At 45.1% G+C, this 22,739-nt stretch carries 19 protein-coding genes and 1 pseudogene; 10 read left to right on the top strand and 10 right to left on the bottom strand.

Going from position 1 to position 22,739, the window contains the following annotated elements; genetic code table 11:
* Positions 1-50: 50 nt before the first annotated feature.
* Positions 51-1,184: a GGDEF domain-containing protein gene (locus tag AAH944_RS09550; protein ID WP_415534666.1), complete on the top strand. Its 1,134-nt coding sequence runs from the start codon at positions 51-53 to the stop codon at positions 1,182-1,184.
* A gap of 497 nt (positions 1,185-1,681) precedes the next feature.
* Here AAH944_RS09550 and hpt read toward each other — a convergent pair whose 3' ends face one another.
* The 3 genes from hpt to lgt form a co-directional block, all read right to left on the bottom strand.
* On the bottom strand, positions 1,682-2,215 hold the full coding sequence (gene hpt, locus AAH944_RS09545) for a hypoxanthine phosphoribosyltransferase (protein ID WP_021315264.1): 534 nt from the start codon (positions 2,213-2,215) through the stop codon (positions 1,682-1,684).
* Positions 2,212-3,150 (bottom strand): cytidylate kinase family protein, encoded by a 939-nt coding sequence (locus AAH944_RS09540; protein WP_415534664.1) that lies wholly within the window; start codon positions 3,148-3,150, stop codon positions 2,212-2,214. Before AAH944_RS09540 ends, hpt begins: the two co-directional genes overlap by 4 nt.
* Positions 3,151-3,232: 82 nt before the next feature.
* Positions 3,233-4,003, bottom strand: a complete 771-nt coding sequence (gene lgt / locus AAH944_RS09535; protein ID WP_368294225.1) for a prolipoprotein diacylglyceryl transferase — start codon at positions 4,001-4,003, stop codon at positions 3,233-3,235.
* A gap of 203 nt (positions 4,004-4,206) precedes the next feature.
* Between lgt and AAH944_RS09530 the strand changes: the two genes are divergently transcribed.
* From AAH944_RS09530 to AAH944_RS09515, 4 genes are all read left to right on the top strand, one after another.
* Positions 4,207-5,136: a YegS/Rv2252/BmrU family lipid kinase gene (locus AAH944_RS09530; RefSeq protein WP_368294226.1), complete on the top strand. Its 930-nt coding sequence runs from the start codon at positions 4,207-4,209 to the stop codon at positions 5,134-5,136.
* A gap of 146 nt (positions 5,137-5,282) precedes the next feature.
* Entirely contained in the window at positions 5,283-5,561 is a 279-nt protein-coding gene (locus tag AAH944_RS09525; protein WP_368294227.1) for a GlsB/YeaQ/YmgE family stress response membrane protein, read from the top strand.
* Between the two features lie 544 nt (positions 5,562-6,105).
* A complete protein-coding gene (locus AAH944_RS09520) occupies positions 6,106-8,637 on the top strand; it encodes an AMP-binding protein (protein WP_415534661.1) in 2,532 nt (843 codons plus the stop codon).
* Positions 8,638-8,734: 97 nt separating this feature from the next.
* Positions 8,735-9,793, top strand: coding sequence for a GGDEF domain-containing protein (locus AAH944_RS09515; RefSeq protein ID WP_415534659.1), 1,059 nt, complete (start codon positions 8,735-8,737; stop codon positions 9,791-9,793).
* Positions 9,794-9,825: 32 nt separating this feature from the next.
* On the opposite strand, the gene AAH944_RS09510 is transcribed toward AAH944_RS09515, so the two are convergent.
* A complete protein-coding gene (locus AAH944_RS09510; RefSeq protein WP_368294229.1) occupies positions 9,826-11,319 on the bottom strand; it encodes a B12-binding domain-containing radical SAM protein in 1,494 nt (497 codons plus the stop codon).
* A 274-nt stretch (positions 11,320-11,593) separates the two neighbouring features.
* Here AAH944_RS09510 and AAH944_RS09505 point away from each other — a divergent pair, with 274 nt between their 5' ends.
* The 3 genes and pseudogenes from AAH944_RS09505 to hgcB all read left to right on the top strand — a co-directional run bounded on the left by AAH944_RS09505 (position 11,594) and on the right by hgcB (position 14,862).
* Positions 11,594-12,931: a hemolysin family protein gene (locus tag AAH944_RS09505; RefSeq protein ID WP_415534657.1), complete on the top strand. Its 1,338-nt coding sequence runs from the start codon at positions 11,594-11,596 to the stop codon at positions 12,929-12,931.
* A gap of 548 nt (positions 12,932-13,479) precedes the next feature.
* Positions 13,480-14,550: pseudogene (gene hgcA / locus AAH944_RS09500) on the top strand (mercury methylation corrinoid protein HgcA); the annotation flags it as partial.
* A 12-nt stretch (positions 14,551-14,562) separates the two neighbouring features.
* A complete protein-coding gene (gene hgcB, locus AAH944_RS09495; protein WP_025205892.1) occupies positions 14,563-14,862 on the top strand; it encodes a mercury methylation ferredoxin HgcB in 300 nt (99 codons plus the stop codon).
* Positions 14,863-14,911: 49 nt separating this feature from the next.
* Here hgcB and AAH944_RS09490 read toward each other — a convergent pair whose 3' ends face one another.
* Positions 14,912-16,507 (bottom strand): ABC1 kinase family protein, encoded by a 1,596-nt coding sequence (locus AAH944_RS09490; RefSeq protein WP_415534654.1) that lies wholly within the window; start codon positions 16,505-16,507, stop codon positions 14,912-14,914.
* Positions 16,494-16,793 carry a phasin family protein gene (locus tag AAH944_RS09485; RefSeq protein WP_158208328.1) on the bottom strand — a complete coding sequence of 100 codons (300 nt, stop codon included), beginning with the start codon at positions 16,791-16,793 and terminating at the stop codon, positions 16,494-16,496. Before AAH944_RS09485 ends, AAH944_RS09490 begins: the two co-directional genes overlap by 14 nt.
* A 214-nt stretch (positions 16,794-17,007) precedes the next feature.
* Between AAH944_RS09485 and AAH944_RS09480 the strand changes: the two genes are divergently transcribed.
* A complete protein-coding gene (locus AAH944_RS09480; RefSeq protein ID WP_415534652.1) occupies positions 17,008-17,853 on the top strand; it encodes a Gmad2 immunoglobulin-like domain-containing protein in 846 nt (281 codons plus the stop codon).
* A 46-nt stretch (positions 17,854-17,899) separates the two neighbouring features.
* Here AAH944_RS09480 and AAH944_RS09475 read toward each other — a convergent pair whose 3' ends face one another.
* The 4 genes from AAH944_RS09475 to AAH944_RS09460 form a co-directional block, all read right to left on the bottom strand.
* The gene (locus AAH944_RS09475) at positions 17,900-19,006 is read right to left on the bottom strand and encodes a heparan-alpha-glucosaminide N-acetyltransferase domain-containing protein (RefSeq protein WP_415534650.1); all 1,107 of its coding nucleotides are present in this window, start codon (positions 19,004-19,006) and stop codon (positions 17,900-17,902) included.
* Positions 19,007-19,162: 156 nt separating this feature from the next.
* Positions 19,163-20,587, bottom strand: a complete 1,425-nt coding sequence (locus AAH944_RS09470) for an HD domain-containing phosphohydrolase (protein ID WP_415534648.1) — start codon at positions 20,585-20,587, stop codon at positions 19,163-19,165.
* 313 nt (positions 20,588-20,900) lie between these two features.
* Positions 20,901-21,137 carry a DUF2922 domain-containing protein gene (locus AAH944_RS09465; protein ID WP_415534646.1) on the bottom strand — a complete coding sequence of 79 codons (237 nt, stop codon included), beginning with the start codon at positions 21,135-21,137 and terminating at the stop codon, positions 20,901-20,903.
* A gap of 33 nt (positions 21,138-21,170) precedes the next feature.
* Positions 21,171-21,401, bottom strand: a complete 231-nt coding sequence (locus AAH944_RS09460; RefSeq protein WP_415534644.1) for a DUF1659 domain-containing protein — start codon at positions 21,399-21,401, stop codon at positions 21,171-21,173.
* A 298-nt stretch (positions 21,402-21,699) separates the two neighbouring features.
* Here AAH944_RS09460 and AAH944_RS09455 point away from each other — a divergent pair, with 298 nt between their 5' ends.
* Positions 21,700-22,551 carry a DUF3102 domain-containing protein gene (locus AAH944_RS09455; protein ID WP_415534642.1) on the top strand — a complete coding sequence of 284 codons (852 nt, stop codon included), beginning with the start codon at positions 21,700-21,702 and terminating at the stop codon, positions 22,549-22,551.
* Positions 22,552-22,739: the final 188 nt, after the last annotated feature.

The raw sequence follows: 22,739 nt of genomic DNA, 5'->3' as shown, positions 1-22,739 counted from the left end.
GCTATAATATTTTCATGCGCTGATCTTAGACATAAAGGCTGGTAAAAAGTATGCAGGTATTTTTACGGATTGATATTAATCTTGTTGCCCTGGTGTTGTTGGGGGTAGTATTTTTAATTGCTTACCAGAGTCTTGACCGGCAGGATCGTATCAATAAAAAATTTCTGACCACGTCTTTAGTCATTATGCTGGAGCTTGTTTTTGAAACGCTGACCTGTATGATCAACAGACGCCCTGAGTTATGGTTGATCCCGGTGTCCGAGCTGATGCATATATGTTTGTTTATTACGGCACCGCTGTTAACCTATTCATGGTACAAATTTAATTATAGCTGGACTGAACCAGATAGTACGATTTTTAAAACCAGGGAAATCCTGTATTTTATTCCGATTGTCATCAATACGGTACTGACCGTCTTATCGCCCATTTACGGTTTTATCTTCAATATAGACAGTGCGAATGTCTACCACCGGGGATCACTTTTTCTTGTCTCAGCCGTTATTACCTATTTCTATCTGATAGTCAGCCTGATACATATTCTCAAAAGAAAAGGAAAAATCATTAAGCAGGAATGGATTCCTATGATCGGATTTGGAATATTGCCGATTATCGGAGGGATCCTTCAGTCGTTATTTTATGGTGTGCTTCTGATGTGGAGTTGTACGGCATTTTCCCTCGTGATTATTTATTATTTTCTGCAGCAAAGAATGGCTCATCTGGATAACTTGACCGGCGTATGGACGAGAGGATCTTTTGACTATTACATTTCCCGAAGGATCCACCATAAGGCCGATGACAAATTTGGGCTTATTTATGCCGACCTTGACGGACTGAAACAAATTAATGACCAATATGGGCATTCCGAAGGGGACAAAGCGATCCAGACTGCTGTTGGGCTAATAAGAAGTGTCCTAAGAAAAACAGACATTATTGCCAGGATGGGTGGCGATGAATTCGCGGTAATTATGGAATGTGACAGCAAAGAAGCTCTGGAGAAAACAATTGAGAGAATCAATGTGTCTTTTGAAGCGTATAATAAAACTTCCGGAAAGCGTTACAGGCTGGAAGGAAGTTTTGGGACTGACATCTTCGATATGAAATATGCCAGCATTGAGCAATTTCTGAACCATGTTGACAATCTGATGTACAGCCAAAAAAGAATAAAAAAAGCGGATTTGCGATGATCCGTGGGATTTGATTCCTTTTAACAAGTAATTCTTTATGAGTTAAAGAAAAACCGTTATAATAGACTGAAAATTCGTAACATTTTATTAATTTTAGCCTAAATCACGATATTTGCAGGTTGACCGAAAGCTTGTATTTTATGTATGATAATAACAAGCTTCAAGGAATTCCTAAGATGGAATACCAGTGAAGCCTGAAAATGGAAACAAAATGTTATCATTGGATGATTAGGTCGGTGAACGAAAAGGTTCACTATATCTGGAGAGTTTCGAAGAAAAGAGTCTGCAACGGGATTGATAGAAATGAAGGTTTGGTTCAAAAAAATCTGTAAAAAGAATTTTTAAGAGGCAAATTCCGAAATGAAATCAGACTGAAGTGGGTAATGAGTAAACGGAATATCTGTAGACGAAGGTCTTTTAAGGAAGATGGATAGCAGGAAACGAAATTGAGGGTAATACTGGGGATACATTGATAAAGGTTCGTTGGAGCTTCTTTTTTATTTTTCGCGCTTGTAGGCTGCGATATACGGAAGGTTTCGGTACTTTTCCTGGTAATCGAGGCCATATCCAACTACAAATTGGTCCGGCATAAGAAAACAGCAATAATCGATGTTAATGGTGAGGAGCCTTTCCGAGGGATTATCCAGCAGGGTGCATATTTTTAGACTAGCCGGCTTTGCAGCTTCGAGGTGCTGGCAGATATAAGCAAGCGTAAGTCCGGTTCCGACCACATCTTCTACTAAAAGAACATGTTTGCCGGTGATCGAAAGGTCAAGATCTTTCGCAAATCTTACAATGCCAGTTTTATTCGTTTCATCAGGGAAGGCCCTGATCGACAGAAAATCAATGCTTAAGGGTACCGTCAGGTGCCGGGTCAGGTCAGCCAAAAAGTAAAACGATCCTTTTAGGACGCTGATCACAACCAGCTCTTTGCCCTGATAGTCGGTATCAATGATTCGCCCGGTTTCGGCGACTTTCCGTTGAATCTCCTCTGCAGTGAAAATGATCTTCCCAACAGCATTAGCATTCATTGTGCATGTCCTTTCTTAATGCCGAATCTCTCCAAAAGGGAATAAAAATCATTTTTAAAGACAATGTTGATGTTGGTGCCGGGATAGAGCCGTTTGAGCAGCTCAACCTTTTTCTTTTTTTCTGAAGCATATTTTTGGTTCATCGTGGTCAGTTCAATGAACGTATTAAATCTGGGTAGGTAAAAATCAGGTGAAAACGCCATGGTAACATTACCCTCTTCATCCCATTGAATCGGGAACGTACGGGGCTCGTACTCCCAGTCAAGGTGGTACATATCCAGGATTCCGGCAAATTCCTCTTCGGATGGATGCTTGAAAATAATCGGTTTTTTACCGTCCTGAGAAGGACATTCAGCCGCAGGGGAGTAAAGCTGCTTATTTCTGGCATAGTACTCCAGAAATGCAGCGCCTTCTTTGATGCCAATAAAATCTGTGTTCAGCGTAATGCCGTAAAGAGAAGGATCAGACCAGTCTCTATGATAAATGGTGGAAATATACCGTTTGTGTTTGCGGTCGGTCAGCTCCAGGAATCTTTCGGCATTGGAGCGGTCCAGACGGAGATTATGCATGACCCGGCCGGTTCGAACTTCATCTGAAGCTATGATTCTGACATGGATCGCTTCAGGATGGCGGGAGAAAATAACCTGAGCGCCGAGACCGAAGATGATAGCAGGCTGTTCAGAAATATAACCTTTTAATCTGCTTTCAATATGCTCGGCAAAGGTAAGGCCTTGAGAGGACAGATTCAAATAAAAGCCAGGGCTTTCTTTCAGCATATGTAGCTCATGCTTGTCGGCAATCTCCGGCAGCCATTGGTTCACAACAAAATCGTGTGTAATCAGAGGCAGATCCAATTTCTTGGCGAGGAGCCCAGATATTTCTTTCCCCAGGCTTCCTGTTTGTCTGGAAATTGTAAGAAATACCAAATCAGTCACCCCCACAGCAGTAATGATACCGGTTCAGTCCTCAGATTATTATACCATATCAGGCCAATTAGCGTCGGAACGCTGGAAATGACTAAACTGGTTTCTTTTTCCTAAGTTTTACAAAGAGAAGAACGGCCGAAAGCAAAATTGCTGCAATACTGATGACTTGGGCTATTTTAAATGGACCAAGCATCAGACTGTCGGTTCTGAGACTCTCAATAATAAAACGGCCTGCCGAGTACAGCAATAAATAAAGCAAGAAAATGATGCCGTCAGGTGTTGATTTCTTCCTGATCAGCCAGAACAAGAACAAAAAGATCAAAGTGTCCCATAAAGACTCATATAAAAAAGTCGGATGGTAATATTGGCCGTCAATATACATGCCCTGCTGAATAAAATGCGGAAATTTACTGATAAAGGATTCACTAACCGGGCCGCCATGTGCTTCCTGATTAAGAAAGTTGCCCCATCTGCCAATCGCCTGGCCGATAACCAGACTTGGCGCGATAACATCGGCCACAGACCAAAATTTTAAATCCGGATCTCTGCGGGTAACCACTAAGACCGCCAGAAAACCGCCGATAATTCCGCCGTGAATGGCTAATCCGCCATGCCAGACAGCCACGATTTCCGCCGGACAAGATATGTAATAATGCAAATTGAACAGGACATAATATAGTCTGGCACCGATCAGAGCAGCGGGAATCATAACAATCAGCAGATTAAAAAGTTTGTCCGGGTCCAGCCTGCGATAGTTCGTATGATAGTTCGCGAGAATGAGTCCGGCGCAAAACGCCAGAGCGATCAGTATACCGTACCAATGAATAGAAAAAGGACCAATTTCAAATGCAATAGGGTTCAAGAAAATCAACTCCCGTATTAATGAATACACTATCTTTCCGAAATTGTCCAGAAAAAATGCCCGATTGAAGTCTTCCCAGGAATCGTGTAGAAGCATTACTGGATATTTGCGAAAAGACCGACACCGTAGTATTGTGGTGTTATCAGGTAAGTTTAAGGTTATTCTATGATTCTTTGCTATGAATTGTTTTCAGGGGGTAGACAATGCAAATATTATTAATCTATAATCCGCTTGCCGGAAACGGCAGCTTTAATAATCACTTGGACAGCATTATTGAAGCTGTCCAAGATAAAGGCTATTATTTGGTCCCTTACAGGGTCAGCACTACGGAAGCCCTGGAAAAAATGGTCTCCTCAGCGGATATCAACAGTTTCAACAGGATCTGGATTGCCGGGGGCGACGGGACGATCCACCAGGTCATCAATGTTCTTTTTTATTATGATTGCCAGATCCCGGTTGGAATATATCCGGTAGGAACTGCCAATGACTTTGCCCGTTATTTTCATTTTCCGGAGCGGGTCAATGAAATGACGGAGATTCTGCTTCAGGATCATTTTACAGTTTGCGATATCGGGGTCGCCAATGGCCGCTATTTTTTAAATGTGGCCAGCCTGGGTTTTCTGATCGATGTCAGCCAAAAAACTCCCAAAAGAATCAAACAAAGTTTTGGGGCTCTCGCCTATTATTTAAAGGGTGTTGAAGAATTCGCCAATATGAAGCCGGTGAAAGTTAGTATTCGGAGCCGGGAAGCCAACCGCGACGATGAAGTGTATTTCATCTTGATTATGAATGGTAAATCGGCAGGCGGTTTTAAGAGGATAGCGCCGTTGGCTTCTATTAGCGATGGTCTGCTTGATGTGTATATTTTTAAACCATGTCCAGTTCTCGAACTGATCCCGCTGGTTATCAAAGTGGCGAACGGTGAACATGCGGAGAGCCCATATGTAGACTACTTCCAGACGGCAGAGCTGACAATCAACTGTCGGGAATCGATTGGTACGGATTTAGACGGAGAAAAAGGGTTTGATTTTCCGTTAAGAGTCACTGTTGAGCCCGCCAAACTTAAAGTCATTACCAGAGAGAATCAAGAGGAAGGCTATCTGGATAAAACCGGTTTTGGCTTCTTAATTTAGATGTAAAAATTTTCAATGCAAACGTTATTAAAAAGGTTAATAAAAACATTCGAATTGAAGACAGGTCCGGGTAAATATTTTTATTTTGGGCAGATTAATTATGAAAACAATTGCCTTAAAATATCTGATGCAAAGGAGGAATTGTCTTGAGTGTTATCGGCTGGATTATTTTAGGCGGCCTTGCGGGGTGGATTGCCAGCATGATTACAGGCCGTGATGCCAAAATGGGCGTTGGAATGAATATTGTTGTCGGGATCGTCGGGGCGTTCATCGGCGGATGGATCGTCAACATTTTCGGAGGAATAGGGATCAATGGATTTAATGTCTGGAGTTTCTTGGTTGCTCTCCTCGGTGCGGTGATCCTGTTGTCCATCGTCAATGCCTTAACGGGCAGGAAACATTCTCACAAGCAGTATCAGTCGTAAATGTTATCCCGGATTTTGATGGATGTTGGAAACGGCGGAGTAGATCTCCAGCCGTTTTCATTTTTTATTTAGCGCCAAATCAAACCAGCAAAACTGACTTAGCACAGTTCTGTCTGAGTGCATACTGATCCACAACACTTGACAAATATTCGGAAATTTGATAGCATTACCTAAAATTATATCATACAGTTTTATATTTAAAGGCTGTACCATGACAGTATAAAGCAGCATTCGTCTTTAACAGAAATGCTAAGGGGTGAAGGCTTTTTTGGTATATCAGAAAAAGTCTAAGCACTTTCTGATATCTCTAGGCGCAGCTAGTACCATGTCAACCCTAAATCTATATATCCTGGCGGCAGATTTCTGTTAATACTGCGTTGTCGTCAATCACCATACGCTCGGTATGCCTCAATCCTTCGCCTTGTCTTAAAAGAAATCTGCTCCCCATTATATTACAGTTTTAAGGTTGACAAGGTACTAGAGACATGGCGCCAGTAAAGTTTTCAATAGTTTATAAGATATAAAATGCTAGGAGGAGAGTATGTTGAAACTTGCGTTTTCAACCCTGGGTTGCCCGGATTTCAGCTGGACCGATATCTATTCCATGGCCAAGGACTTTGGCTTTGACGGCATTGAAATCCGCGGTCTGGGCAGTGAGATCTTTGCAGTGCAGGCCCAGCCTTTTACTGAGTCTCAGCTGCCGCAAACCATAAAAAAGTTATCCGAACTCCGTATTCAAATTCCTTGTCTGTCTTCCGGCTGTTGTCTAAAGTATGCTGAGAAAGCGGAACAGAATCATCAGGAGATCGTTCAGTATATTGAATTAGCCTCCAAGCTAGGAACCCCGTATATTCGTATCCTCGCCGATATCGCACCGCAGCCGACTGGTGAAGTCGATGACGAGGTGGTGCTTACTGCGCTGAACCGTCTGGTACCTCTGGCCGAAGAAAAAGGCGTTACCCTTTTGGTTGAAACGAACGGAGTCTATTCCGATACCTCCCGTTTATGCCATCTGCTCAACCATGTAGCCAGTGACAATGTTGGCGCCTTGTGGGATATGCATCACCCTTATCGTTTTGCAGATGAGACACCTGGAAAGACTGTTCAGAACCTTGGTGCCTACATTAAATATGTACATATCAAGGATTCCGTTTTAGAGAACGGCACCACCCGGTACCGTATGATGGGAGAAGGAGATTTACCCATCGATGAGATGATGCAGGCCCTGCATTCGATTAACTATGAGGGCTATGTTTCCCTGGAATGGGTCAAACGCTGGGCGGCGGACCTGGATGATGCCGGCGTCGTTTTCCCGAATTTTGCAGAATATATGAGCCGTTACACGGAAAAAACATCGGTGAAAGGTCATTTGTACGATAACAATGCCAAGACCGGAAAATATATCTGGCAAAAGGATACGCTGATTGATCTGACCTTCCCCCAGGTGCTTGACCGGATGGTGGATGAGTTCCCGGATCAGTATGCTTTCCGTTATACGACCATGGATTATACCCGTACGTATAAAGAATTCCGGGACGATGTTGACACATTTGCACGCGCCCTGATCGCGATGGGTGTCAGACCCGGGGACCATGTTGCGACCTGGGCCACCAACGTTCCGCAGTGGTACATTACCTTTTGGGCGGCAACCAAGATTGGCGCTGTGCTGGTAACCGTAAATACCGCGTATAAGATTTATGAGGCAGAATATCTGCTGCGCCAGTCGGATACACACACGCTGGTCATGATAGACGGATATAAGGACTCCGATTATGTCGGCATTATCAAGGAGCTTTGCCCTGAGCTGGAGACTACCGAGGCCGGAAAGCCGCTGCATATCAAACGGCTGCCTTTCTTACGCAATATTGTCACGGTTGATTCCAGGCAGAACGGCTGTCTCACCTGGGAAGATGCGATTGCCCTGGCTGACAAAGTCCCCGTTGAGGAAGTATACCGCCGTGCCCTTTCTCTTAACCGTCATGATGTCTGCAACATGCAGTATACCTCAGGAACCACTGGTTTCCCGAAAGGCGTTATGCTGACACACTATAATGTTGTGAATAACGGTAAAAATATTGGCGACTGCATGGATCTTTCCACAGCCGACCGCATGATGATTCATGTCCCGATGTTCCATTGCTTCGGGATGGTGCTGGCGATGACTGCGTCCATGACCCATGGGGTGACCATGTCCCCGATACCGGCGTTTTCGCCGAAGATATCGCTGGATTGCATCAACAGGGAAAAAATCACCGCCTTCCATGGTGTTCCGACCATGTTTATTGCGATGCTCGAGCATGAAGATTTTCCGAAAACAGACTTTTCCTACATGCGGACCGGAATCATGGCAGGAAGCCCGTGTCCTGTGAAGGTCATGCAGGATGTCGTCGAGAAGATGAATATGAATGAAATCACCATTGTCTTCGGACAGACCGAATCTTCACCCGGCTGCACCCAGAGCCGTGTCGACGATTCCGTCGAACTGCGGGTTGCCACTGTGGGCCGTGCTTTGCCAGGTGTTGAGTGCAAGATCGTGGATCCGAAGACCGGGGAAGATCTTCCGGATAATGAGGACGGCGAATTTGTTGCCAGGGGCTACAATATCATGAAAGGCTATTATAAAATGCCCGAAGCCACCGCTGCGGCGATTGATGAGAACGGCTGGCTGCACACCGGCGACCTGGCCAGACGCGATGAGAACGGATACTATAAAATTACCGGACGTATCAAGGACATGATCATTCGCGGCGGGGAAAACATCTATCCGAAAGAAATCGAAGATTTTATTTATACCCATCCAAAGGTCAAGGACGTTCAAGTTATTGGTGTCCCTGACAAACAATATGGGGAAGAGATTATGGCCTGTGTCATACTGAAGGACGGCGTCGAACTGACCGCTGATGAGCTGAAGGATTTTGTCCGCACCCACATGGCCAAGCACAAAACACCGCGTTATATTGACTTTGTCGCAGAATTCCCGATGAATGCCGCAGGCAAAATTATGAAATATAAAATGCGCGAAAACGCGGTCGAAAAGTTAAACCTTCAGGCCGACAACAGTATTGAAACTGCCTAAGGTACTTCTAGGAAGCCTTATTGTGTTTATCAAATGGCAAAAATTTTCTTTGGATGAATAGAAAATTATGGTATAATATTTGCGTAATTCGCAAAATGTGGTGAAACAGTTGGTCAGAAAGTTTGATTTGATCAAATATAAACCGCTGGAACGAAAATTCCTGCTCTTTAGGTGGGGACTGCTTGTTGTCGCCCTGGCTGAGCTGATCCGTTTTCAGGGCTCTTTCACGGGCGTGTTTTTTGTTGGTTTCTTTATCGCCCTTCTATATAATGCATTTATTTCCGTTTGTGTCTTCAGCAAGGACACCCGGGCCGAGAAAATGATGCGACTCAGCTTAGTGCTTGATATTCCTGTTTATACCCTGTTGATGGCAGGGAATGTTGAATTACTGAATATGCTCTTTTTTTCCTATTTCTTCTTTGTTTCTTTTCACGGCATGCGTTATGGGATTCCGGGTTTGATCATTGCTGCTGCCGAAAGCGTAGCCTCTTTATTCATTACGTCATTCAAAATTTCGGATCTGTTTGTATCCGTGAATATCTATCTGTTCAGCCTTCTGCTCCTAGCCTTCGGTTTTATCATTGTATTTGAAGTCAACAGTTTGCTGAATATCAGCCAATATCAGTTCAGAAAGGCCAAAAATCAGGCGGCCAGAGATCCGCTGACAGGGCTTCCGAACCGCCTGCTGTTGGAAAAGAGTTTTCAGAAGGCTGTATCCAATTATCAGAGGACAGGGCAGCCTTTTTGCATTGCCATTTTTGATATTGATAATTTTAAAAAGATAAATGATCAGAAGGGACATGTCTTTGGCGACAAGGTTTTGCTGGTTTTAGCCCGTGTTTTAAAAACGAATGCCAGGGCCACTGATTTCATCTGCCGTTACGGCGGTGAGGAGTTTCTAATTATTCTTTATGGCTGCGGCCTGAAGGACGCCTGCCTGAAAGCGGATAAAATCAGGGAAGAATTTGCACTTAACAGTTATTTTGATAAGCCACTGACCGTGAGTGCCGGTGTCTGTCTCTATCAAAAAGGCTGCTCGCTGACCGAAAATATTGAGATTGCGGATAAAGCACTTTACGCTGCCAAAACAGCAGGGAAGAACAGGGTCATCTCAGGCAGCCGTTTCGGCGTTGATCTTTTCCATAAAGAAGCTTAAAGATCAAAATCCTCCACCCAAATTTTCTAAAATTATTTTAATATTTCCTCAGTCCGGCGGAATACTTTTCGGAAATGAAAACCGTATATGGACAGGGTTACTGCCAGCGGAAATACATTACGGCGTTTCCGCAGAGACCAAATGATCAGTTTCCAGTAGTATCGTCTTTCTTGGCCGATAATTCCCAAACGGAATACCGATCTGATAAACGCGAGCACCTGACAACGGCCGATCCGCTGAGCCGTAAATCCAGCAGGTTCGTACTGCTCTAAGAATGTCAGGACCCGCTCATAATATTTTCTTGGCGAGTAGATCGTATCGACAATTTTTTGATAGCCTTTGATCAACAGGTGGCTTTCCATTCTTGGTATGAAGTTCATCGAGAAGTCGGTGTTGTCGCCGCTGATGCTTTTTAACAGGCGGCCTTCCGCTGCCAGACGCTGATATAGTTTAGTTCCTTTCGGCGCATTCAGCAGCCCGACCATCGCGGTAACGATCCCGCTTTCCTGAATAAAGGTTACCAGTTTGTCAAAAATAGAGGCATTGTCGTTGTCGAACCCGACAATAAAGCCGCCCTGAACCTGAAGGCCGAATTTTTGAATTTTTTTGATACACGCAATCAGATTGCGGTTTTTATTCTGAAGTTTATTGCACTCAACCAGGCTGTCTTCATCCATGGTTTCAATTCCGATAAATACAGTCAGAAACCCCGCCTTAACCATCAGATTCATAAGGCTGTCATCATCAGCCAGATTGATCGAGGCCTCTGTGATAAACGTAAACGGATAATTTTTTTGTTTCATCCAGCTGATCAACGCAGGTAGGATATCATCCTTTAATTTTTTTTTGTTGCCGATAAAATTATCATCGACCAGGAAGATGCCTCCGCGCCATCCGGCCCGATAAAGGGAATCCAATTCTGACAGGAGCTGCGGAGAGGTCTTGGTACGGGGCTCGTGACCGTATAAAGATGTAATGTTGCAGAAATCGCAATGGAATGGGCATCCGCGTGAATATTGAATATTCATTGTTGCGTAGTGTTTCATATCGATAAGGTCCCACAAAGGCACAGGGGTATTTCTGATATCCGCCCATTCTTCCGTTGTGTAAATGTGCGCTGCCGATCCGTTCTCAAGGTCACGCACAAAGGCAGGTACAGTGTTCTCCCCTTCATTCAGGACGAGATAATCTACATCATCATACTCCTCAGGTTCGGAAGTAAAGAGGGGACCGCCTGCAGTCGTTTTGACTCCGAGGGCATGACAGCGGTTAATAACTTCCCTGACAGATTCTTTTTGGACGACCATCGCGCTGATCCAGACATAATCGGCCCATAAAATATCCCGATCCTTGAGTTTCGTTACATTCATATCCACAAGACGCTTATCATAATGCTCCGGCAGCATAGCAGCTACGGAAAGTAGCCCCAGGGGCGGAGATCCAGCTTTCTTGGATATGAACTTTAACGCGTACTGGAAACTCCAATAGGTTAGCGGTATTTGCGGGTAAACAAGCAAAATTTTCATAGATTTGCCCTTCCTGTTCTATTGACTGGCACAGCCACTTCTAGCATATCCATTTTTTACTTGCTCAATTCGTTTCTGGTTTATTCGCTGATTTTCTGCAGAACAACACAGGACATTGCAATTTATCATCGGGTAAATTAAAATAGATGTAGAATCAAGAAAGGGAGAGAGTAGTAAGATATGGAGGAAAATGCAGGAGATATACGAAGTAGTATTATTTCAAATGACTTATTAATAGGATTTGGTAAAAGGCTTTGACAATCCTGTATAAGGAATGATTCTGCCTTTTTATTATTATCAGGAGGAACAATCATTGATTACCGGGATTTTGTTTTTAGTCGTGCTGATTGCGCTCAATGCCTTTTTCGCTGCCTCGGAGATTGCTTTGATCTCCCTGAATGACAATAAAATCAGAATGATGGCTGAAGATGGCGACAAGAAGGCCAAAATTTTAACCAATTTGCTCGGCGAGCCGAGCAAATTTCTTGCGACGATCCAGATTGGGATAACGTTGGCAGGCTTTCTGGCCAGTGCGTTTGCTTCAGAAAATTTTTCCGATCCGCTGGTTTCACTGCTGATTAAGCTTGGGGCCCCCGTTTCAGCATCCTTGCTGAAGACGATAGCCGTTATTCTAATTACCATCATTTTATCTTACTTCACGCTGGTGCTCGGAGAGCTCGTGCCGAAAAGAATTGCGATGAATAAAGCTGAAAAGATCGCCTGGTTTGCTGCAAATCCGCTGTATATCCTGTCTAAAATTACCTCACCATTCGTAAAAATGCTTACGGCGTCAATGAACGTGTTTGTAAGGCTTTTCGGGGTAGATCCGAATGCGGAGAACGAGCAGGTCACGGAAGAAGAAATCCGCATGATGGTTGATGTTGGCGAGGAAAAAGGCGCTATCCATGAAACAGAAAAACTGATGATTAACAATATTTTTGAATTTAACAATAAAACGGTTTCCGAAGTCATGACACATCGCACGGATATTGCGGCGCTGCCGATTGAAGCAAGCTTAAGTGAAGTCATTGCCTTTATCAATCATGAGAAGTATTCCAGGATACCCGTCTATGAGGAGAATATCGACAATATTGTCGGGGTGCTGCAATCCAAATACCTTTTCCAGTATTTAACGAACAACAGCAATCCGGAGACATTTCATCTGCGGGACGTTGTCCGGGAGCCCTATTATGTACCGGATTCGAAACGCACCGATGAATTATTCAAAGAACTTCAGCAGAACAAGACACATCTGGCCGTGATCATTGACGAATACGGCGGGACGGCCGGTATTGTGACGCTGGAGGATCTTATTGAAGAAATTGTCGGCAACATTTTTGACGAGGATGATGAAGTCGAACTGGAATTTGAAAAGATCGATGAAAATACCTATATGATCAACGGGGCGACGAGCCTCGATGCGGTCCAAGATTATCTCGACGTAGAACTGCCGATTGAAGAATATGAGACCCTAAGCGGTTTTCTGGTTGGACAGCTCGGAAGGATTCCCGGAAAAGATGATACGCCTTCCTTAGAATTCAACAGTTTGATGTTTAAGGTTGAGGAAGTCGATGAAAAAAGGATTGCCAAAGTAAAGGTGTGCAGGCTATAACGCTTAGGTTCATAGTACCGCGTTTTGTAATGTTAGAGAAAACCGGAGGATAAATAATTACGGGTCGGTCTGCGTGCCACAGTACCGCTTTCGGCCGTTGCGTCCTCCTTGACGCAAAAGGCCGCGCTTCGCCATCCAGGCTCCGCTTGTCGCGGAACTGTGACACGCAGACTAATAAAACATTCTTGAAATAAATACCCAAATATATGCGTGCCTTAGACTCCCTGGTTGGTCTGTGTGCCACAATTCCGCTTTCGGCTGTTGCGCCATCCGTGGTGCAAACAGCCGCGCTCCGCCTCCATGCTCCGCTTAACGCTGGAATTGTGACGCCCAGACCTAATTTGGGTAATCAACTTTGCATGAATTATTTGAGCAGAGAATTTGAGAACGCTATTATACGAATCATATGCTTGTTAGGAATTGGCTTCTTTTATCCTGCCAAACCTTTTGGAGGTGTTATATTGGGAGAAATAAGTTTTGATCCGAATCAGAATAATCAAAAGGCTAATAAGAAGGTTGAGCTTAAAATGTTTGACCCGCAGCCGTGCTGCTGCGGGAATGACGCTTTAGTCGGGGCTGTAACCATCTATGACACGGAATGCGGCTGGATTACAGGTGAAATAAAGACACCAGTAGGGCTGGTGCCTCAGATTTCGACGAACTTAACGACTCAGGATATCCTGGGAGGATGGAAAGCCCGCTGGGGTATCGGCCGGATGAATTATAAAATCAATCCCGGCCTTTATGCTGTCGGCAATCCGGATGAACATTCCGAGGTTCTGGTAACGGCCAATTACAAAATGACCTTTGATGCCCTTCGTAAGGAGCTGGCCGGACTTCAGGCCTGGATCCTGGTGCTTGACACCAAAGGCATTAATGTCTGGTGTGCGGCAGGCAAAGGGACGTTCGGCACGGAGGAGCTCAGCAGTCGGATCGGGAAGACCAGGCTTGCCCAGATTGTGTCCCACAGGATATTGCTTCTGCCGCAGCTCGGCGCTCCTGGGGTAAGTGCGCATCAAGTCTACAAACAAACTGGTTTCAATGTCGTGTATGGTCCGGTTAGAGCTCGGGATATCCGTGAATTTATCGCTTCCGGAAGGAAAGCGACAGCCGAAATGCGGACCGTGAAGTTTACGGCGTATGACCGGTTGGTACTTACACCGATGGAACTTACCGGTACAATGAAGCCGTCCCTGATGATTTTAGGCATTTTATTTATCTTTAATCTGATCCGTCCAGGAGCTTTTGGGATCACAGACTTTTATGCCTATGCCGGGGCGCTAATTGTGGGTTGTGTTCTGACCCCGGTTTTGTTGCCGTGGATTCCCGGAAAGGCATTTGCCTGGAAGGGATGGCTCCTGGGTCTGCTTTGGGCGGCAGCAGTGAATGTGCTGAACGGCTGGCCGGGAGATCTTTCCTACAGTTGGCTCAGGGCTTTGGGGTACTTTCTGGTTCTGCCGTCGATCTCTGCATTTTATGCGATGAACTTTACTGGATCTTCGACATATACTTCGTTTTCCGGCGTTATGAAGGAGATGAAGACCGCTGTTCCGGCTATTGTGGTTACTATCGGCGTCGGAGTTGCGCTCATTTTACTGAACAGCTTATTCAGAGTTTAAGGGGAGGCCGATATGAAGCACCGCTATTTAAAAAATGTTTCTACGCTTACGCTTAAGACGGAAAAATGCACCGGCTGCGGAAGATGTCTCGAAGTCTGTCCGCATCAGGTCCTGGGTTTAAAATGTAAAAAAGCAGAGATACTGGATATAGATCTCTGCATGGAATGCGGCGCCTGCGCCCGCAATTGTCCGTTTGAGGCGATCGATGTCAAGTCCGGCGTGGGCTGTGCTTCAGCCGTTATCACAGGGTGGCTTACAGGGACAGAACCAAGCTGCGACTGCTCAGGAGGCAGCAGCGGGGGATGCTGCTGACCTTTGACTTTTTGAATTCAGACTCGCACGGATAATGGATGAAAAATTATTATCTCTTCAGTCTTTTGAGAATAATTTTTGCCATTAGCCATCCTGCCATCAGAAGTGCGATCAGATAGCCGATCAGGCTGATGACCGGAATCCCGAACAGGCGGGGCGTGATGCTCGTCATACAGACTAGACTGGCCCCGATCAGAAAGGCCGCGCTGAGAATGCTTAAGACAAGCTTGTCCATGATCATGTCGGCCTGACGTACGGGTTCATCGGCACTGGACAGATCAATATTGATCTTGGCCTGTCCTCTCATTGCCATTTTGAGGATGTTGGCGAACTGAACCGGCAATTCAAGACTGTTTTTGGTGAAACCGTACAAAGAAAGCCCCGCAGAAACCAATTCCTGTCTTGCATCCAACTCACTTAGGAATTTTCCAGAAACGTGATTGGCCATGATTTGAATGAAATTGACTTTCGGACAACATACGGCGAGTACGCCCTCGATCGTAATGACCCCGCGCCCGAGTATCGTGAAGCCTGTCGGCAGGGATATCTGATGGAAATTAAGAACTTCCTTGACTTCTTCCATGATCTGGCCAAAATGCAGCTCAGACAGATCCAAATCACCATAGCGTGCCAGCAGGCTTTCAATGTCTTCATAGAGCCTGGTGTGGTTTACCCTGCCTTTGATCGTATCAAGCAATAGAAATACTTCTTTTAACCCTTCAATATCATGCTGGACGATGGCCAGGATGATTTTTTTCAACATCAGTCGGTCACGGTTATTGATTTTTCCAACCATCCCTAAATCGAGCCAGACGATTTTCCCGTCTCGGATAAAGATATTTCCCGGATGCGGATCGGCATGAAACAGGCCGTCATCGACAATTTGTTTGACATAGTTTTCGGCGAGTTTGATCCCGATCTCATTCAGATCGTAACCGCGTGCATGAAGCTTATCAAGATCATCGATTTGAACCCCATCGATGTATTCCATAACAAGGACTCTCGGGGTGCACAGCTGATGTTCGATCTGCGGAAAGGAGATATAATTCACCCCTGCATTCAGGTCGGTAAATTCTTTGATGTAGTTTGCTTCGGCAATAAAGTTCATTTCCTGCTGGGCAGTCGCCCACATTTCATCGATAAACATTTTAAAGTCGATATTTCCGACATTGATATTTAAGATTTTGATCAGCGAGATTGCTTTTTTGAGCAGTTGGATATCGCGCTCCATCGTCTGATAAATACCGGGGCGCTGTACTTTCAGCACGACGACTTTGCCGCTTTTCAGCACAGCTTTATGCACCTGCGCAATCGATGCTGAGCCGATGCACACAGGGTCGATTTCCTGAAAAGCTTCCTCTGCGGCGAAGCCGTATTCTGAGGCGATGACCTGAAGCACTTCTTCATAAATCATCGGTTTCACATCGGTTCGCAGTTCGGCAAGTTCATCGCAGTAACTCTTCGGGAGCATATCTGTGCGCATGGACATAATCTGACCGAGCTTGACATACGTCGGGCCGAGGTCTTCCAGGATGAATTTTAGCTTGGCGGGAGAAACGCCGTGGATGACTCCATGGCGTTTCAGCGCAGTGACCATTTCCTTTAAGCGGGCTGCGGATGATAGTTTGACCTCAGTTTGGGTCATTCTTTTTCTCCATCTCTGCGAGCTTTTCTTTGAGCACAGAGAGCTCTTCTTTATTCAGCGTATTAACCTTTTGCAGAAGATCCTCCATGTGACGGGCGGAAGAATGATGATGCAGATTTTCAGAAAGGTTGCGTTTTAATTCCTCGTTGATGACTTTGCCTTGTTCGACGGTAAGCTCACCTTTTTCAATTAACGAATCAATGACTTCCTTAGCTTTTTCGGCCGTTGTCGCTATCGCTCCAATTCCCGCAAGAAAGACTTTTTTCATTTCATCGCTTGCATTCAACTTTAACAACCCCCTTTATGCTTTTAGTATATCTAAAAATAGGTATAAAATATATAGAAAATGTAAAATGTTTACTTATACCTCATCTTTGGATTGATTGATTTTTCAGATATTCATTGCTTTGGGATTTTGTGTTAATATATGACTAAAGCCATATATTAACCCCCAGTAACCGCAAGCTACTCGAGAATAACGACAAGGAGGCAAATACGCGATGAAAGTGATCAGGAATCTTTTCGTTTCATTCATGTTTTTGGCTTTAGTGAGTCTGGCAGGGTGTCAGTCCCAGACAGAACCAACTCCGGAGCCTTCGCCTGAGCCTGAACCCCCTGCTGTTGAAACGATGAAAGTAGCGGTCTATTATCTGAAGGATAGTAATAATGAAATGTACCTGGTCAGAGAGGTGCATGAGATCCCGAAAAGCACAGGTGTTGCCCGGGCAGCTCTCGAGGAGCTAATTAACGGTATCCCAGTAACGACAGGCGCATTTAAGGTACTTCCCGCCAACACGAAAATTTTGGAAGTTAATATCGAGAACGGTTTGGCAACCATTGATTTTTCCGAAGAGGTGCTGCATGCGAACGTTGGTGCCAGCGGCGAAACACTTGGAATTGCCAGCATTGTCAATACACTGACGGAGTTTCCGACTATTAAAAAAGTTCAGTTCATCGTGAACGGCAAGGCTGAAAACGGCATGGACTGGTGGGGCCACGTCGGTCTTTCTGAGCAACCCTTTGCCAGGGATCTCAGCTCGGTCTATGAACCGGCGATCTGGGTTACGGCTCCTGTCGACGGCCAAACCATAACGAGCCCACTGAAGATCACCGGCAATGCCCGGGTCTTCGAAGCTGTCGTAAGCTACCGCTTAAGGGATGCACAAGGTAATATTCTGGCAGAAGGTAACACAATGGCTGCAGCAGGGGCGCCAGGCCGAGGCGATTTCGAAGCCTCGCTGACATTTAAGCCGTTGGCAGCAGGAAGCGGTCAGCTCGAAGTATTCGAGTCCAGCATGAAGGACGGAAGCGATCTGAATAAGGTCATTATTCCTGTTAAATGGTGATCTGATTAAGCTTCCTTAAATACAAAACCGGTTAAGCAGGGATTAGTCACACCGTAAGATAAAGCTTACGCCAGTGCAGCAAGACAGCTAGCAGGACCCAGAGCCCAGTATAAATCGCAATAAAGCCAAGCTGAGGGTTGCTACTCCAGAATTTCACCCAGTTATAAGAAAATTCAAAAACCGAGAGAGTATTTCCATTCATTTTCAGGATCATATGATGCATAACCGAGAATACCATCGAAGAACCAAAATACAGCAGGATCGCATTGCGGCCGATCGCCTCAAACAGCCAGTAGAAAGGTGCCATGAGCTTCCTAATAACCGGGATCTGCGAGTCCCAGATCAAGTGGGCAAAGGCCAAAACAAGAATGGTGGCACCGGATGACAGCGTCACAAAGGACGGCGTCCAGAGTCGTTTACCTATTGGGATAAAGTTGGACAGCAGCGGGGTAAGCAGCAGAAGAACAGCAGCCAGAGCCAGGATTTTCAAGAAATTTCGGCCAATGTTTTTATTGTTCAAAAACAAACCTGCCGTATAACCGAAAAGCGTGCTGGCAATTGCGGAAAAAAGCGTACATATTCCTTCCGGATCATATCCGGCATCGCCGTGAACATAAAGATGGCTCTTTGTGAAAATAAACGGATCAATCATTCCGGATAAATTATGGTCCGGTGAGGGCAAACTGCCCGGAAAAGACTGGCTTGTATATAAGAGAATGCCAAGATAGGCAGCCAGAATAAGTAGTCCGGCAGTGAACGGCCAGAACCATTTCCCGGATACTCTGGTTATCAGGATTGTCATAATTCCGGTAAAAGCAAGAACCTGAAGCACTCCGGTAAAGCGAAGCTCGGAAAGATGAAATTCCCAGGATACCAGGGAATTAAAAATCAGGCCAATGATAATCAGCACAAAAAACCTTCTGATTAATCGTACCCAGGCCACATGCTTGCGGTAGGCAATCGCCATGCTGGTTCCGGAAAGTGTCACAAAGGCTGGAAAAGCAAAGTCAATGACGGTATAACCAAACCACGGAGCATGCACAATATAGGCCCCATAGAGAGGACCTTCCGGAACAAAGGTTAGGAACAAAAGCAGTACGGAAAGAGCCCGCGCAAAATCAAGGGCTTTAATCCGGTTCGTTATTCTTTTCATAGCGTTATCCTTTAATCGAAATCTTTAATGATTTTTAATATATTTCTATTATATATTTACATGTCAATGATATCACTGGCTACCAAGTCCAGTGGGCTTCTAAAAATTTTTTCATCGATCCCAAACCCATCCTGTTTCAAATAGATATTCAGATACCTATTTAATATGTTTTTTCCCAAGCACCTTCTCGACAAATACTTTGGCCAGATGGGGATCAAATTGGGTTCCAGCATTTTTTAGGATTTCTTCAGCAGCGGTTTCCACGTCCAAGGCTTTTCGGTATGGACGGCTGCTGATCATCGCATTGTAAGCATCAGCAATCGCCACAATCCGGGCTTCCAATGGGATTTCCTCACCTTTCAGTCCCTTGGGGTATCCCTTCCCGTCCCATCGTTCATGATGGGAAAGGACGTAATCCGAGAGATGCGCATACTCATTCATTGTGCTGAGGATTTCATGGCCGAGTTCCGGATGACGCTTCATTTCCGCCATCTCGGAATCAGTCAGCTTGTCCGGTTTGTGAAGAATCCTGCTGTCAAGGCTGACCTTGCCAATGTTTCTGATGAGTCCGATCATCTCAAGATTTTCAATGTTTTTCTCACTCAATTCCAGGGTTTGACCGATTTCGGCACAAAACTTACTTACTTGGGCGGACTCTTTTTCTTCCATATCGTTCTTATGGAATAACGTTTCCATAATGATTTCGATCAGAGCATTGCTCGGTTTGTTTTTAGCTGTACTTTTAAGCGGAGGAGTTTTTTCTGCAGCTTCTTTATAGATGAAGGCAATTTCATTTTCTTTCTTCGTTGTTGGTTCACAGCCGGAAGATAAGGGAAGGCTCAGGGCGTCTAATTTTTCCTTATCAACCAAGTCATTGATCCGGTTCACAAGAATATCGGCCTGTTTGGAGTTGGTTTTCGGCAGTAATATCATAAATTCGCTTTCGCTGATCCGGGCGATGATATCGTCAACACGGCATTCTTGTTTAATGATTTCAGCGATCTTTTTGATGATAAGATTTCCTTCAGCATGGCCGAGGTCTTTTTTTATGTCGTCCAGGTAATCGATGTCAATGAGGGCCAGAGATATTGGCAGATTTCTTTCAGTATTCAGTCGCTTGAATTCTTCCTCAAAAAACCTGCGGTTGTATAATCCGGTAAGCGGATCGTGGAAACTTAGAAATTCGGCTTTACCCAGTTTTTTGTTTTTTCTGACGAGTTCTTTAAAGACAAGCACAATGCCTTGGATGTGCTTGTCCTCGTCTTTCACCGGTTTTGCCTTACTCCTGACCGGACGCTTTTCGCCACTTTTGGAGAGCAAAACAGCATTTTTGGTAAATTCAACTTTCTTGCCAGTCTCAAGCACGTTCAGCATGCTGCCACCAAGCTCTTCATTAGTAGCTGCGTTCAAAAGCTGAAATACTTCAGTCAGCGGTTTGTGAAGCGCTTCTTCGTTCTTCCAGCCGGTGAGCAGTTCGGCCTTTTGGCTTAATAATCGTATATTGCCTTGTATATCCGTCAAGATGACAGCGTCACTGATCGATTCTAACGTCGTTTTTAACCATTCCTGATCCGGTTTCATGCTCCTAATCTCCTAATAAAAAACTGTTCGAAACGAAAAAACAAGCTGTAACTAATATATCGTAATATTTTTCCAAATGTTTAGTAATTATTTTGGCGGATCATTTTAAAGCTCCATGCTATTAATGATTGACCCGGAAGTGATGCAGTATATAAAAAAATTTTACAATTAGTATTAACTTGAATAAACCAAAAGGCGGGATAAGTTTGATGAGGAGGGGCTGGTATCCCCAGCCCTTCGCTTATCGCAGTGATAATTCACTCCGTTTTGGCTCACAGGTCTTCAGTATTTTTGCTAGCTCCTATTTTAGCGCTTAAACCGGCGGATCGTATAAATCGTTGGTGGTGTTGTCAAACACCCTGATATCTCGCTTTAAGCTAAGCTCACCGCTGAGCGTATTAAAAATATTGCGGGCAATGATCATATCCATTACGGCCTCAGCCTCAGCCTTAGTCATATCTGCCCTTGGATTGGGCACCGTGATGGCAAATGTTTTACCGCCGGCGGTCAGGAAAGTTAATCTGACGAATTTATTGTTTACAATAGCCATGCTTTCACCACCTTTCCCACAGATTTTGCGTGTTTATTCTTCGTTAATCAATTCGTAATTCTTCTGCAGCAGCACATTCGCTACCGGATTCTGGCTCAGGCTGTATAAGGCTGTTATCACATCGAAGAGGTCCTGCGCCGCGGCATCAGGCTTCACATAATTAATACTTTTCTTCTTGATCTCCGGGTCGCCGGCGGGTGTAGTCCCCCCGGTTTGGTAGCGCGCAGCAAGTATCGAATTTAAAGAAACCGCTATCGCTGCCATTGTCCTCAGCTCCTTTCCTCCGGATTGACAGGCCGGGCTTGTACGGCTTGTCTGATATAGTTTATGGTGAAGTTTATCCGGCGGTTACCCCCGGAGGCATATATTATAAAAGTGACACTTCTGCGCTACCCTTAATATCAGCCGCCGGCCGGGGTTGTCCAAGAATCTGAGGCGCCTCAGATTCTTGGACAACCCCGTTATAGGAGGTTTTTCACATTTGTAAGCCTGTCCTCATATTCTGTAAGTGAGGAAAAACTGAAAGCGAGGACCTGAAGCTGTCATGAGCCATTTGATAGACATGAACGATGTGATGATAGAACGTACGCCGCATTTAATCGCGGCTGAGATTAACCTGATTAAATACCAGACCAATCATATCGTGCTTACCAATACCATCGAGATCGGGCGGCGGCTGACGGAGGCCAAGAAGCTGATCCCCTATGGGGGATGGGGCAAATGGCTGAAGGAGTCGGTCAACTACTCCCAGAGCACGGCCGAAAAAATGATGCGTCTCTACCAAGCTTACGGCGACAAGCAGCCCCTCGCCCAGAGCGTCGGCGAACAACCGCAGGAAATTCCAAATCTGAGCTATACGCAGGCATACATCCTCTTAGGCGTCCCGGAGGAGGAACGGAAAGCGTTCATTGCGGAAATTGATATTGTAGACATGTCTACCCGTGAATTGCAAAAGGCGGTTGATGAACGGGCCCAGGCAGAGCAGGAAAAGAATAAGGCCCTCGAGGAGAAAGTGGAACTCTGGCAAGCCCTGGATGACGAAAAGCAGAAGAACGAACGGCTGACCAAGGAGAATACCAATCTGAGCAAGAATGCGCAAGAGTTGTATAATGCCAATATCGAGCTCGAGAAGAAGAGCGGTAAGCAACAGAATGAGCTTGATTCGCTCAAAAAAAGCACATCTTACGACTTCGTCGACCGGCTGAGAAAGGACCTCGACAGCGCTTCTGTCAAAGCGAAGTCCAATAAAATCGCTTTTCTCTACGAGAACCTGGACAGAACCTTCAAGGAACTGAAGTGGGAGCTGGAGCAGATCGGTACGGATGATCCGGATACCTTTGTCGCTTATAAGAATAATGTCTATGAGTCTCTGATTCAGTGGACGAGGGATACGTTGTGGAATAAAAATTACTAATTTATTCCCCAAGCGCTTGGGGATTCTACGATTATTTAAGGAAATAAATAAAGGCAGCCTTTGCGGTCTGATGAAGGGAAAAAATTCTATTACCTGTATTATTTGCTTCATAATTCCTATGATCATTAGAAAACCAGCAAAGACCAGTTTGCGAACCAAATGCCCTCTATCATTAGGGGGCTTAAATA

The sequence above is a fragment of the Dehalobacter sp. CP genome, from assembly GCF_047652685.1.
GTDB lineage: Bacteria > Bacillota > Desulfitobacteriia > Desulfitobacteriales > Syntrophobotulaceae > Dehalobacter.
Note: the sequence above shows the minus strand (reverse complement) of the source record. Positions and strands in the feature narration are given on the sequence as shown.

Excerpts from the sequence above, each read along its gene's own strand:
- AAH944_RS09475 (WP_415534650.1), bottom strand. The coding sequence starts at position 19,006 with ATGAAAAGAATAACGAACCGGATTAAAGCCCTTGATTTTGCGCGGGCT.
- AAH944_RS09490 (WP_415534654.1), bottom strand. The coding sequence starts at position 16,507 with ATGACCCAAACTGAGGTCAAACTATCATCCGCAGCCCGCTTAAAGGAA.
- AAH944_RS09505 (WP_415534657.1), top strand. The coding sequence starts at position 11,594 with ATGATTCTGCCTTTTTATTATTATCAGGAGGAACAATCATTGATTACC.
- AAH944_RS09530 (WP_368294226.1), top strand. The coding sequence starts at position 4,207 with ATGCAAATATTATTAATCTATAATCCGCTTGCCGGAAACGGCAGCTTT.
- AAH944_RS09455 (WP_415534642.1), top strand. The coding sequence starts at position 21,700 with ATGAACGATGTGATGATAGAACGTACGCCGCATTTAATCGCGGCTGAG.
- AAH944_RS09460 (WP_415534644.1), bottom strand. The coding sequence starts at position 21,401 with ATGGCAGCGATAGCGGTTTCTTTAAATTCGATACTTGCTGCGCGCTAC.
- hgcB (WP_025205892.1), top strand. The coding sequence starts at position 14,563 with ATGAAGCACCGCTATTTAAAAAATGTTTCTACGCTTACGCTTAAGACG.
- hpt (WP_021315264.1), bottom strand. The coding sequence starts at position 2,215 with ATGAATGCTAATGCTGTTGGGAAGATCATTTTCACTGCAGAGGAGATT.
- AAH944_RS09510 (WP_368294229.1), bottom strand. The coding sequence starts at position 11,319 with ATGAAAATTTTGCTTGTTTACCCGCAAATACCGCTAACCTATTGGAGT.
- AAH944_RS09550 (WP_415534666.1), top strand. The coding sequence starts at position 51 with ATGCAGGTATTTTTACGGATTGATATTAATCTTGTTGCCCTGGTGTTG.
- AAH944_RS09470 (WP_415534648.1), bottom strand. The coding sequence starts at position 20,587 with ATGAAACCGGATCAGGAATGGTTAAAAACGACGTTAGAATCGATCAGT.
- AAH944_RS09465 (WP_415534646.1), bottom strand. The coding sequence starts at position 21,137 with ATGGCTATTGTAAACAATAAATTCGTCAGATTAACTTTCCTGACCGCC.
- AAH944_RS09480 (WP_415534652.1), top strand. The coding sequence starts at position 17,008 with ATGAAAGTGATCAGGAATCTTTTCGTTTCATTCATGTTTTTGGCTTTA.